We start from the raw sequence: 278 nt of genomic DNA, 5'->3' as shown, positions 1-278 counted from the left end.
CAAAGGAGTCTTCATTGCAAGGAAGAATTATCAAGGCCTTGGCAGGTTTTTACTATGTCGAGGCGGATGGACAGATTTATCAAACCAGAGCTAGAGGAAATTTTCGTAAGAAGGGACAAACGCCCTACGTGGGTGATTTTGTGGACTTTTCTGCGGAGGAAAACTCAGAAGGCTATATATTAAAGATTCATGAGCGGAAAAATAGTTTGGTTCGACCTCCTATCGTCAATATCGATCAGGCGGTGGTTATCATGTCGGCCAAGGAACCTGATTTTAAT

General features: G+C 42.8%; 1 pseudogene. It reads left to right on the top strand.

The window, feature by feature from the left end:
* Positions 1-14: 14 nt before the first annotated feature.
* Positions 15-278, top strand: a pseudogene (locus tag C1G53_RS07350) (GTPase RsgA); the annotation flags it as partial.

The organism is Streptococcus suis, from assembly GCF_002960445.1.
GTDB lineage: Bacteria > Bacillota > Bacilli > Lactobacillales > Streptococcaceae > Streptococcus > Streptococcus hyiners.
The sequence above is the reverse complement of the archived record's forward strand: the minus strand, read 5'-3'. Positions and strand labels throughout refer to the sequence as shown.